A 12,394-nucleotide genomic window follows, 5' to 3' on the forward strand; every position below is an offset into this window, starting at 1 on the left:
GAGCATTAGACAATCAGTACCTATATTAGAACGTAGAGAACTGAGTAACACCAGATACCCGGTGCGTATAGAAAATTCAGCGTCTGATGAGCATTTTTCGGGTCGCGTGAAAATCTCCAGCTTGAATAGCATAAAAATAGATGCCGCTTGCGACAGGTTCGCCGTCAGCATTACGTCCATCCCAATGTGCAGTGTGCGAACCTGCTTTACGGTACCCCAGCGTCTTAGCATAGATACGTCTGCCTTGCGCATCATAGATATAGAGCGATACATTCACGTCTGAAGCGAGTTGATACGGAATCCATGTCTCTGGATTAAATGGGTTTGGGAAATTTTGGCTTAAACGGTTGACAGGCGTAGATTTAACGACATCCGGTATCCAATCAGACGGCATCGTCTCCTCAACAGCGAGCGAGTAACCGTCTGGATGCACGCGAAAAATGCGGAGTTGATACAGATCCGCGATATAGAGGGCAGTGTCCGTTAATTTTAATTCAGACGGAAACCGGAGTTCACGAAACCGCGAAGTAACTGTCAGCGTGCGTGTATCAATCAACTGAACGCTTTCGCTATCCAATAGATAGAGATAGTTCCCTCCAACCTGCGCGTCAATGGGAAGCGCATCATTTTCATATATACCATGCAACCTCGGCTCGCGCGGATCAGAGACATCAAGCACAGTAACGCCAACGCCGCTATCCAGTAGATACGCGCGTTTTCCGGCAAGTGTAACGCCGGTTGCATTTCCTTGTGTGGCGTAACTCCCAACAGGACGCGGCACTGAAGGTGCTGTAATGTCAAAAACATGCATCCCACCCTCAAGCGCGGCAACGTAGGCGTATGAAGGTGAAGCCGCGTCAACGACAACACGATAAGCACTCCCATCGATGTCACGTTTGGAAACGATTTTGCTCTGTTGAGGGACCCGGCTATCGACGACAATTAGCGATTCCGCGCAAAGATAGGCATAGCCTTCGTGCAGCGCGATATCCGCAACAGGTGCAGCTGTCGGTATATGCGTCAGAATCGTATTCGCCGTGAGATCAACAACGAACATACCTGTCTCGACAGCAATAAAGCCGTACCCGTCCTGTACACGAACTTTGGTGCAGCTTGTAGCTCCGAATTGCTCGTTAGAAGTACGCGTATCCGCAGGCAATGACAGATTTCGGGTCAAAGTACCGTGATAAGGGGTCGTAAATTCAAGGGTGCGCAATCCTCCCACGCCATTTGCAACATAGACAGTCCGCTCACCTGCCGTTGTTTCCACGACATCAAGCCCATAAACAGTCCCCCCAAAAGCATGGTGGTGTAACCACTTCGGCGATTCAGGTTTGCTGACATCAAAGGTCTGGATACCCCCTTTCCCATCGGCAATATAAGCCAACGCATCGCGGATGACGACATCAGTTGCATTGCCAAACGTAGGTTGTGAGGAAATTCGCCGTGGCTGCTGCGGGTTATGTACATTAATGATGTGCAGCCCCGCCTGTTGATCTGTGAGATAGATGGTATCGTTATGAAGTTGAATGCCGGTTGCGAACCCAGGCGTATTTAAGCGGAAACCTGTTTCGGGATTTTGGATGTCCGTAACATCAACCAAGGTGAGGTTCCCTGAAGCGATATAAGCATACGCGGCATCTGCTGTCTCCGCAATCTCATAAGCGGCGGCGAGTACCGGCACAACACTGCGGAAGTCAAAATTGCCGAATGGACTCGGTTCGAGGATGTACATGCCATGTCTATCATCACTCAAGTAGATGGTATCGTCATGGATAACAACATTAATTGGCGTGCCGTCAGTGTGGAAGAAACGTCGAGGTCGCGGTGTTTGAGCGTTGCGGACATTGTTTTCGTCGTAAACGAGCATCCCTCGTGCTCTGCCAAGCACATACAGATTGCCATCGGCAATCTGAACTTTGCGTGCGTCTGTGAATCCACCAAGCGTCTTTAGAACCTTTGGCGCGGTCGGTACCGCCATATCAATAACATGTACACCTGCAGCACCATCGGCAACATAAGCCGTATCGCCATCAACGACCACAGATCGCGCCTGTCCGGGTGTAGCGATTTCACCAATACGGACAGGCTGCGTCGGTTCAGCCAGCGAAAATATCTCAAATCCCCAATGACTCGCAGCATAAAGATACGCAACATCTGTCCCACTCACTACAATATCCGTATAGTCGCTGGCGAGATGGATTTGCGTCATCGGCTCCAACTGTGTTTCCGGATTCAGGTCTATCGGGAACATACTCGGTTGGGTGCGACTGCCAAGGGCATCAGTTACAACATCAGGCATAACATCCGATGTCCACTCACGCAGCGCGCCTACTTCAAAGCCTTCATGTACATCCACAGCGATATAACTGAACGTCTGTGGCGCATCTGCCGTTACCATCAGTACAATCTCACCATTTCGTTGAAGCCCTTCGCGTCGAATGTGTCCTCTATTTTGGGTGTCAAACGGGATAGGTGCAACAACTGACCGTCCATTAACTGGCAGGTAAAGGGTGGTGGCGTAGAGGTTTCCTGAATCCGTACCGGTCAGAGATATGTCAAGCGTTTCGGGAAGATTTTCAAAGCGAATATAGTGTGCACTCCACTGGTCGATACCAATATTATTCATCTCACTCGGATAGCTGAAGACGCGCGGCACCGCAGCCGTCACCTTTCGGTTACGCAAGCCGGTATAACCGAGTTTTTGGTCTCTCGCTTGTGCATTCACCCAATTCGCGAGTCCCCAGTTCAGAAAGACTTCGGGGAAACGTTCACTTCGCCCGCGACCTGCTAAGGCAGCGTCAATTCCGTGTTCACCGAGAACATCCGTTCCTATGATACCACGGATAAGTTCGGAGCCGCCATACTGCTCATAGAGATAGAGCATAAGCATGAAAGCACCACCGTAATAGACATCCCATGTGTTGGCATAAGCGAGCGAGATACCCGGATCCGCGAGATAACCGTCAACAAAAATAGTGTGTACAGTGCCGTAAACTGCCCACTCCACGAAAGATGCTGTGCCTTCTTCTAACCACCGTTGATCGGTTGTCCCACCGTTTTGAAACCAATTGATGAGATGTGCGAATTCATGCGCCAGACTGCTATAAAAAGTGTGTCGGGAGCGTTCTTTGAACTGAAAAATGTCCATATAGAGCATCTCACGCCGGTTACTGTTCGGTGCTGTCGGCAACTGGTCAGCGGATGCGAAATAGCCGCCATATTCGAGTCCTGAACCGTTCATACCGACATCGTGCATCAGCAGCGTTATGTGATTGTCTCTGTCGAGTCCGGGTTTCCATTCTGTTCCCATCCATTTTCGGACGTTTGGGTAGATGCGTGTGTCAAATTCTCTTGCAATTGCGACTGCTTCGGCCTTGGTGAGCATATCGCGGACCGAATTTTCGATATAGACGTAGAGATGTTCGCTTTTAGCGATACAGGTCGCAGTCACTTCTGCTTCTGGAATATGAATAAAAAATCGTTCCGTCTGTCCGATTTGAACAGGTGCAGCAGGTGCAGCAGCAACCGCTTCAGGCGGGTGTTGTACGAGGTGTTCTTGATGCAGAAGCGGCGTTCCACACAGCCACGAATCTGCGAACACGAAGCCACTAACAACGGTAAAAATAAGATGGATTGATACTAAAAGTCGCATAGGATCTATTTACTCTCCAGTGGATGCGTGTTATGTAACCTACAGGCTAATAAGACTTAATATCTATTTTACAATGATTACAGCCCAAATTCAACCGATACAACAACCCATCCGAAACCATAACGTTCAAATTATGGACAACGACATCCATAATTTGACGGAACAACGGCTCACAGGACTGAAAACCAAAGATGCAGCCCAATATATGCGTCGGTTAGGAATTGGCATCATATTTGCTATACTTCTCTCATCAACTTCCTAACTGCGGCAGGCTAATTTTTTGGAGGAATTCGTAAATGAAAACAAAATATGCATACTTAGCGTTTGGAATTGCATTGGTGTTAAGTAGCAAGCTGTTTGCTATGAATCTCAATGCGCAAGTCCCTGGCAAGCAATATATCTCCTTCTCATCGCTCCGATCAGGAAACCTTGAAATCTATATCATTGATACAGACGGTAACAATCTGCGCAACCTGACGAACCACCCAGCATCCGACCATTCCGCGACATGGTCACCAAGCGGTCGTTCTTTCGCTTACGTGTCGCACCGAGATGGTAAAAAAGGCGAAATTTATGTGATGGATCTGAAAAAAAATAAGACTCGCCGGTTGACAAATCACCCAGCAAGTGACCGTAGCCCCTCTTGGTCACCTGACGGGAAATGGATCGCTTTTGCATCCGACAGGAAAGGCAACGAGGCAGGGAATTATGATATCTACAAAATGGATGCTAACGGTGAGAATTTACAACGACTCACAAACGAAGGCAGGTATAACTCAGCACCGGCGTGGTCACCAGACAGTCGCTCAATTGCTTTCTATTCCATCCGGAATGACAGCGGTGATGTCTATGTCATGAACACCGAAGGCAGAAATGTAAGAAAACTTAGCTGGGGCGTAAGTCCAAGTTGGTCACCTGATGGTGAAAAGATTGCCTATGACAAACTCAAATGGAACGGTTCGAGAGGTATCTATGTCATGAATGCTAAGGGCCAAAACAGTCGGCGAGTGTCACCGCTGGAAACTTGGAGTAGAAATCCAGCGTGGTCACCGGATGGACGCTGGATTGCCTACGAATCGGAGCTTGAAAGTCCATGGGGCAACCCGAATCGTGACGCAAACATCTACCTGATTACACCAGACACCATTGGAAATCCTCGCCAAATCACAAAGCATGAAGCGATGGATTATTCTCCGGCGTGGGTACCCTCCGGTTTCCTTGCCGTTTCTCCAACTGCGAACACCCAGACGACCCTTTGGGGCAAACTGAAGCAAAACCCACATACAACGAAGTGAGGAAGCCAAATTCTGCCAATTCTCCTATCCGACTTGCCAATTTCCCGCGTTTATGCTATCCTCTTATGCAATCCTCGGAAAAGGAGTAACGCCAATGTATCGTGTCGGTATTATCGGGTTAGGCAGCATTGCCGCCCGTTATTCAACGCCTGATGACGCTTATCCGTATTGTCATACAGGTGGTATCCGTTTTTGCGAAACAACCGAATTGGTCGCAGTCGCAGACATGTCCGCGGAACGCCAAGCAGAATTCCAGCAGACATGGGGCCCCGGCTTCCCAGATAACTCCATCAACTACTACGAAACAGATGTCCAGATGCTCGAAAGCGAAAATTTAGACATTGTGGCTGTCTGTGTCCGTGGTCCGCATCATTTTCAGGTGATGCAGAACGTCCTGAGAGCTGACATTAAAGCCATCTTCCTCGAAAAACCCGCCGGATGTTCCCTTGAAGAGGTTGATACAATGACAGCAGGTGCCGATGCAAAAGGGATTCCCATCGTTGTGGACTATACACGACACTGGGGACCGCACCTAATCCGTCTTCAGTCGCTCATCAAAGAGGGACTCATTGGTGAGGTGCAAACCGTTATCGGGTATTGCGGTGGCGGTGTGCTTTCCTTCGCTATCCACACAACGGATATGATCTGTCAGTTCGCTGGCTACGACCCGGTCTCCGTGACGGGATTCGTCTCTGGTGGCGGGGATGTGCCAGAGTCTTACGAACCCGAGCCAGCGGTTGTCGGTGCAACCATCCAATTTGAAAGCGGTGTTATGGGATTCCACGTCGGAAACCACGGCACACGCGGCAGTTTCTCCGTTGATGTGCTCGGCAATGAAGGCAGTGTACAGGCAGGATTTTATAGTGGTACGACTGTCCATAAAGCAGGCAAATTGGTTGATAACGCTACGCTGGAGCTCCCTGAAAACGCCAGTCCATTCAAGGTCGCATACGAACAGATTACGGATTATCTCGACGGTGGACCCCTCCCGCATTGTGCTCGTGATGACTACACCGCTGTCAACGAAATCGGGTTCGCTACGATTGAGAGCGACATCACTGGACAGACGATTCAACTCCCGTGTCAAAACAGGACACGGCTTATCTTCGCAAACGGTTAATACAGGGTGTGTATGGTATCTATATTCAAACTGGACAATTTATACCGGTTCTTTATGCGGGCATATCCGGTCAAGTCCTATGGTGGCACACCTCCGAACGCCCCGCTTCACAAGGAATTAAACCGATGCCGTGTCGCGCTCATTACAACCGCGGGCTTACATCTCCAAGAACAAACGCCGTATAATGATAGGATTATAGGTGGTGATTGTTCGTACCGAGAAATACCAAATACAATCGAGACACAAGTCCTTGCGCTTGGACATAGAAGTAAGGCTTTCGACGCAAGTGGCACAGAAAGCGATATAAACCTTGTATTCCCACTGGATCGATTTCGAGAATTAGAAACCGAAGGTCAAATCGGTTCACTCAACGACAGACACTTCAGTTTCATGGGATCTATTACAAAACCGAAACCTCTCATTAAAAAAACCGCGCCTGAAGTCGGACAGATGCTTAAAGCCGATGGTGTAGACGTTGCATTCTTGACCCCTGTCTGACCGATGTGCAATCAGTCTGTAGGGCTGATACAACGCGCTGTTGAAGAAACAGGAATATCGACGGTTTCCATAACGCTTGATAAAAACATAACGCAAAGGGTGAAGCCACCACGTGCGTTATCCGTACCTTATAGATTTGGTTATCCGCTCGGTGAACCGAACAATCCGGAATTACAACACGCGATTATAGCGGAAGCACTCACACTTTTAGAGGATACAAAGGAACCTCCCTTTCTTAAGGTGATGGATACATTAGGCATTGGGAACGGGCAATAAATTGCCCTACTACGAACGTAAGTCTTAAAGGAGAATTCCATGGCCAAAATCAGAGTCGGCATTATCGGATGTGGCGGCATCTTCCGCAACCTCCACGCACCCTATTACCAAGAACCGACGCGCCGTGCTGACATCGTTGCAATCGCTGACATCAATGAAGCATCCGCAAACGAACAGGCAGACAGGTTTGGCGCAAATGCCTATACAGATTATCGCGCGCTCCTCGACAGATCGGACATAGACGCAGTTGATGTGTGTGTCCATCCACGTCCACACCTTGAAATCACGCGTGCTGCCGCCGATGCCGGCAAACACATCTTGATGGAGAAACCGATGTGTTGCAACGTCGCGGAGGGTGATGAGATGGTCGCCGCTGCTGAAAAAGCGGGGGTCCTCCTCATGGTCGCCTATATGATGCGGTTCGATCCCGGATATATGAAATTGAAATCGCTATTAGACGACGGTACACTCGGGACGCTGCAGATGGCGTATTCTAATCAGGTCGGTTATTTTTCTCCAGAACGGCATCCGTGGTTGTTTGTCAAAGCAGAATCGGGTGGTATGTTGGTGGAGCAAGCCATCCACAATCTCGATATCTGGTTGTGGCTCTACGGTCCCGCCGCTACTGTCTATGGGTTCACGAGCCATGTCCCACTCGGCGGCACCTATCCATCTGTCGACGAAGCCGTAGAAAACAACGCCGTGCTGACCGTGCACTTCAAGAACGGTGGTGTCGGTATGATGATTAAGAGTTGGGCAGCGGAAATCGGGAATAGTGGGAACGGTCTCGTTACAAGCAGAGGCTCCGCGACACTGATTCGGCACGGACTCCGTTGGAAAACCCACGATATGGCAGCGGCAGAAGAATTCACCGAGCCAGCACCGGATGACGATACGTATCGCAACGTTCCAGACGCGCAGCGTCAACAGCGGTATTGGGGTATGGCAGCGAAAGGTGCAAGCATTGATCACTGGCTCCAGTGCATCGCCGGTGAAGCGGAACCGACAACCCACGGACGCATCGGCAGAGATGGTATTGAATTAGCAGAAGCGACGTATCGCTCCTCGCAAATCGGTGCACCGATTTCGCTACCTTTGTAGGGATGAAAAATTTTGGTTTTTTCAGAGAAATTAGTATTAGGACTTACGCACCGTCCTCAGTTAGATGTAGGCTTCAATAAATTTTAATTTGACTATAAATAACAATCGCTCTATTATAACGCTACATAGCCCGAGAGAAACCCAACTTTGAAACTGGCTGAACATTACTTTTGAAGGGATGTGGCGAAGATTACACGAGAAGAATTTTTAAAATACTACGATTCAGCAGCTTACTCAGCCAAGCTACGGGTACCCAGATCGGGTCCCAACTTAGCTGTGATAAATACCGCCCGCATTAATGACGCTGTTCCTTATGGACAGAGCGTTTATGCGATTGCCTTAGATATTTTAGTTGATAGACGTGCTGCTAATTTCGTGCAGCATGAAGTGTTCTGTCGAGCCGTAGAGCAGACTCACAATTTTTCTGTGGCAGATGTGTGGCGTGGTAACTCACGTTGGGAAGGTCTTCAAAACCTCACTATAGCTGCCGCGATTGATATTTTGTGTTTACCTGAAGAAAATAACCCACTATCACGCCCATTGACTGGCGGCGCACAATTAATTGGTGAGGTGAACAGTAAATGGTGGGGGATGTTAGCCCTTAGCTTCCGACTGAGGAGTTTGTTTGAATTTCAGATAGGGTGTCTCACCGTTCTAAAAAAGCCTATCCAAGAGATAGCAGAACGCCTTTCTAAAACAGAATCTGAAATTCAATTCCTGCACCAGACAACCATCAGGCAGATAAAGAACGCTATTGACCAGTGGGCTCAAACCGAGATAGCAGCAGCAAATGAACGCGTCACTGAAGTAGAGGAAATGAAAAGACATTACGATTACGGGAGGACATCATGAGGATAGGTGTCGTTTACTCTGGAGAACAGATACAACCGCGGCTATTTCAAGCTTTGTACCCTGTTCAATTGCGTGTAAACTGCATTGCAAATTCCAGTGTCATTCCCGAAAACCGTGCCCGTGTTGAAGAGTTCGCATCGTTTTTTGAGTGTGATTTCTTTGAGAACCCTGAAGAGATGTTCAATACAGCGAAACTCCACTTAGATGGGGTTATTATTATCTCAGACGAGACAGCAAGCGTACCGCGTGCCCAACTCATTGAATCTGCCCTTGCTGCGGGTATCCATGTCTTGTCTCCGACCCCTTTTACCTCTTTGAAAGAAGGACTTCACCTTGCTGCAGCATCTGAAAAATATAAACGGCTTGTCATGACAGGAACACGGTTCATATTTAGCAGGTGTATTCAGGAAATCTTACGGATTGTAAGCGGTTCAGGGTTCGGAATTATTCAGGACATGCGGTTCTTGCTCGGTATCGGACGCGTGCCGTATTTAAACGATTTGTTGAAGTTTGGAGACTCACATTTCCAGATTGTCTTTGAGATAGCCCGGCGGCTCTTTGTAGAGTATACGGTGCTCCCTGAAGAAGCGACTATAATGACTTCGAGAAATGGGGCACCGAACATCGCCTGTACTCTCAGATTCCCGCAGGGCGCACTTTGTACTTTCTGCCAAACCTCCAACCGCCAATGGGGCAATGACTCCTATCATAAAATTGAAATTACTGGCGGTGCCTCTTACGTCTGGAGCGACCTACAGACTTGGAAATGCTTCTCTCGGGAGAACACTTTCAGGATGGGCGGCGGCGATGAGGAGATTTCGGCGAATATACAAGGTTCTTCCGGGCAGCTTAAGGAGTTCTGTTTGGCTATTGAAGGGCATCGCGAACCGTATGCTGGCACGCTCCGCAGTACTTTGCCCGCGCTGTGGTTCCGAGAGAGATTACAAGACTCCATTAAACAAGGGCAGACAAGTCTAAAATTGAGCGAGATTCGTGCGAACGCGGACGCCGAACTCCAACGACTCACACCTCAACTCGATAGTGATCCGCAGAATGGAGAATACCGACGCAAGAAGGCACTGCTCTTAGGTAAACGTGGTGATTTCTCCTTAGCACTTGCCGAGTACCACCAAACCCTGTGAATGCGCACAGGTACCGAACAGGCGAGAGATTTCTGGAACCAATGTAGTGTTTATAACGGTGATTTTCATCAAAACCCGAGGAAAACAAAATGAGTAAGAAAACTACGACTCAGATGCAGAACGTTACCAGGGATATTATCGGTGAATCAGCACAGATGCAAGAGGTCTTTCGAGCCGTAAATTTAGTCGCGCCTACAGAAGCAACTGTTCTTATTACAGGTGAAACTGGCGTTGGCAAAGAAGTCATCGCCCAAGCCATCCATGACAATAGTGCACGTAAAGATGAACCTTTCAAAGTCATCAACTGTGGGGCGTTTTCGCCAGAACTCATTCAAAGCGAACTCTTTGGGCATGAAAAAGGGGCTTTTACCACTGCAATTCGGAAGCATCGCGGGATATTTGAACAGGCAAACGGCGGCACCTTGTTCTTAGATGAAGTCAGCGAGATGTCGCCTGAAGCCCAAGTGAAATTTTTACGGGTACTCGAACAGCAAGAATTTTCACCCATCGGTGCCGAAGAAATTATCGAGGTGGATGTCCGAGTCGTCGCGGCAACAAACAGAAACCTTAAAACCGCAGTTAATAGAAAAAAATTTAGGGAAGACCTCTACTATCGACTCAACCTCTTTCGGATTCAGATTCCACCGCTCCGTAACAGGCGCGCGGATATCGCACCCTTGGCGCATGATTTTGTCTCCCAATTAAGCAAAGGTTACAATAAATTAATCACCGATATAGCCCCAGAGGCGATTAGATATCTTCAGAATATCAATTGGTACGGGAATGTACGAGAACTCAGAAACGTAATAGAAACCGCACTCATCTTTGCAGAAAGCGAAGAATTGAAAAAAGAGGATGTCGAAACAGCCGTAGAAAACCTAAATGAGCCTGACGAACACGCGGATACTCACGCAGAAGAACTTAGAGATTCATTCGCTGTCGAAGCAGATCCCGCACAAGCACCTAATGGAGACCCGCCCGTAATACCTGAAGATGTCAGGAATAGATTATCGGAACTCATCCAGACCGGAACAATGTCCGAAATAACCGCTTATATTAGTCTTATGCGATATGAGGCAGAAATCCTTCACTCCTCCAAACAGGACATTGCCGAACGCCTCCAAATATCTGTGCCGACCTTGGATAAATATCGGGCATTGGCTGAGGAAAACACCTAAAAAAGTCGATATTCTTCCCCGAAAACTCACCATCTGCCTTTCCATACCTATCAATTCTGTAGAACTCACCGAATTCACACATCTGTTGCTGAATATGGTTACCTGAGAACCGATTTTTTTCTCAATAGGTATTAACTTTGGCAAACCCAAAATTTTTTGTTGTAAGACTAAAAAATTTGGTATGCATCACAAAAATCTTTGCATCTTTACACAACTTCGCGAAACAGAACCGCATTCGGCTTAGAATCAATAGAATGCTATAAACCCTGATTTCACAAGGGGCTATCGTCCGTGAACCCGTAGAACAGACAATGGCACATCAGAAGATTGCAAACATTGGCACGGTTCTTGCGGATTACACTTGCCAATAGGAATAGGAAAGGTAGGGAGACCTCACCAAACAAAATTGCATTGGTGGAAATCCATGGAAAATAAGGGCTACCCTCCAAAATTTGCTGGATATCGACTTGAATTCACATAAAAATTGGGAAAAAATAAAAAATTGTTGCAATTTATTTTCTTTTTTGCTATATTACCTTTCGGCATCCGTAAAAACCCTCTATAGGTGGTTCGGCGAGTGTGCAAGACTCCCGAACCACGGCACTGCCAACCAGGATTGCCAGTGCGTGTTTAATTATATCATATATCGCGTTTGATGTCTCTGATATTTTAAGCAGCATCGCAGCGTTTACGTGACTTTTTTCAAAAATCACCTATGACTGCGAATGGACGTTGGAGACGGATACCGAGGTAGTTCCCGCTACCTCCCGTCTCCGCCCTCTGGCAATTGAGTATGCGTCTGAGAAGACAACGTCCAAACACCCCGATTCTCCTGGTTCGTTGATGGTGGTCTCTACACGAGGATTCATATCAGTAGTGTCTCCTCTAACAAACCCGCGCCTATATCACACCCTGAGACCACAAAGGTATTTTCAAGCGAAATTAACGATCTGTATGGATATAATTTGCTTTTTCTCTTAAAATATTATACAGTGTCAAGTTAGATATAGACTTAATTGGTTTAAATCCTATAATATTTAAAATCACCTTATTATAACTGTGGTTTGGACAACTTTAAGATGATTAAAGGTTTCCTATTAGACACTATCTTCCGTAGCATAGACTGCGGCAAACCCAAAATTTTTTGTGAAACTAAAAAATTTGGCACGCACTACAAAAATTTTTGCATCTTCACACGGCTTCGTGAAACGGGACCGCATTCGGTTTAGAATTAGGACGATGCTATAAACCCTAATTTTACAAGGCTACATCGTCCG

The 12,394-nt window shown here is 47.6% G+C and carries 10 protein-coding genes; 8 read left to right on the plus strand and 2 right to left on the minus strand.

Annotation, left to right across the window (positions count from 1 at the left end):
- Positions 1-76: 76 nt before the first annotated feature.
- Positions 77-3,655: a T9SS type A sorting domain-containing protein gene (locus tag OXH00_22925; protein ID MCY3743878.1), complete on the minus strand. Its 3,579-nt coding sequence runs from the start codon at positions 3,653-3,655 to the stop codon at positions 77-79.
- A gap of 296 nt (positions 3,656-3,951) precedes the next feature.
- On the opposite strand from OXH00_22925, the gene OXH00_22930 reads away from it, so the two are divergent.
- The 8 genes from OXH00_22930 to OXH00_22965 all read left to right on the plus strand — a co-directional run bounded on the left by OXH00_22930 (position 3,952) and on the right by OXH00_22965 (position 11,117).
- Positions 3,952-4,950 (plus strand): DPP IV N-terminal domain-containing protein, encoded by a 999-nt coding sequence (locus tag OXH00_22930; GenBank protein ID MCY3743879.1) that lies wholly within the window; start codon positions 3,952-3,954, stop codon positions 4,948-4,950.
- 94 nt (positions 4,951-5,044) lie between these two features.
- Positions 5,045-6,070, plus strand: coding sequence for a Gfo/Idh/MocA family oxidoreductase (locus OXH00_22935; GenBank protein MCY3743880.1), 1,026 nt, complete (start codon positions 5,045-5,047; stop codon positions 6,068-6,070).
- 12 nt (positions 6,071-6,082) lie between these two features.
- On the plus strand, positions 6,083-6,568 hold the full coding sequence (locus OXH00_22940; GenBank protein MCY3743881.1) for a glycine/sarcosine/betaine reductase selenoprotein B family protein: 486 nt from the start codon (positions 6,083-6,085) through the stop codon (positions 6,566-6,568).
- 3 nt (positions 6,569-6,571) lie between these two features.
- Positions 6,572-6,844: a hypothetical protein gene (locus tag OXH00_22945; GenBank protein ID MCY3743882.1), complete on the plus strand. Its 273-nt coding sequence runs from the start codon at positions 6,572-6,574 to the stop codon at positions 6,842-6,844.
- Between the two features lie 39 nt (positions 6,845-6,883).
- Positions 6,884-7,945: a Gfo/Idh/MocA family oxidoreductase gene (locus OXH00_22950; protein ID MCY3743883.1), complete on the plus strand. Its 1,062-nt coding sequence runs from the start codon at positions 6,884-6,886 to the stop codon at positions 7,943-7,945.
- 180 nt (positions 7,946-8,125) lie between these two features.
- A complete protein-coding gene (locus OXH00_22955) occupies positions 8,126-8,797 on the plus strand; it encodes a hypothetical protein (protein MCY3743884.1) in 672 nt (223 codons plus the stop codon).
- Positions 8,794-9,939: a Gfo/Idh/MocA family oxidoreductase gene (locus tag OXH00_22960; GenBank protein ID MCY3743885.1), complete on the plus strand. Its 1,146-nt coding sequence runs from the start codon at positions 8,794-8,796 to the stop codon at positions 9,937-9,939. The genes OXH00_22955 and OXH00_22960 overlap by 4 nt, the downstream gene beginning before the upstream one ends.
- Before the next feature lie 89 nt (positions 9,940-10,028).
- Complete coding sequence (locus OXH00_22965) at positions 10,029-11,117, plus strand: sigma-54 dependent transcriptional regulator (protein MCY3743886.1); 1,089 nt, start codon at positions 10,029-10,031, stop codon at positions 11,115-11,117.
- Between the two features lie 713 nt (positions 11,118-11,830).
- Here OXH00_22965 and OXH00_22970 read toward each other — a convergent pair.
- Entirely contained in the window at positions 11,831-11,986 is a 156-nt protein-coding gene (locus tag OXH00_22970; GenBank protein ID MCY3743887.1) for a hypothetical protein, read from the minus strand.
- Positions 11,987-12,394 lie beyond the last annotated feature (408 nt).

The organism is Candidatus Poribacteria bacterium, from assembly GCA_026706025.1.
Classification (GTDB): domain Bacteria; phylum Poribacteria; class WGA-4E; order WGA-4E; family WGA-3G; genus WGA-3G.

Coding starts and splice junctions, on each gene's coding strand:
- OXH00_22930 (MCY3743879.1), top strand. CDS start 3,952: ATGAAAACAAAATATGCATACTTAGCGTTTGGAATTGCATTGGTGTTA.
- OXH00_22925 (MCY3743878.1), bottom strand. CDS start 3,655: ATGCGACTTTTAGTATCAATCCATCTTATTTTTACCGTTGTTAGTGGC.
- OXH00_22940 (MCY3743881.1), top strand. CDS start 6,083: ATGGTATCTATATTCAAACTGGACAATTTATACCGGTTCTTTATGCGG.
- OXH00_22945 (MCY3743882.1), top strand. CDS start 6,572: ATGTGCAATCAGTCTGTAGGGCTGATACAACGCGCTGTTGAAGAAACA.
- OXH00_22965 (MCY3743886.1), top strand. CDS start 10,029: ATGAGTAAGAAAACTACGACTCAGATGCAGAACGTTACCAGGGATATT.
- OXH00_22970 (MCY3743887.1), bottom strand. CDS start 11,986: ATGAATCCTCGTGTAGAGACCACCATCAACGAACCAGGAGAATCGGGG.
- OXH00_22950 (MCY3743883.1), top strand. CDS start 6,884: ATGGCCAAAATCAGAGTCGGCATTATCGGATGTGGCGGCATCTTCCGC.
- OXH00_22935 (MCY3743880.1), top strand. CDS start 5,045: ATGTATCGTGTCGGTATTATCGGGTTAGGCAGCATTGCCGCCCGTTAT.
- OXH00_22960 (MCY3743885.1), top strand. CDS start 8,794: ATGAGGATAGGTGTCGTTTACTCTGGAGAACAGATACAACCGCGGCTA.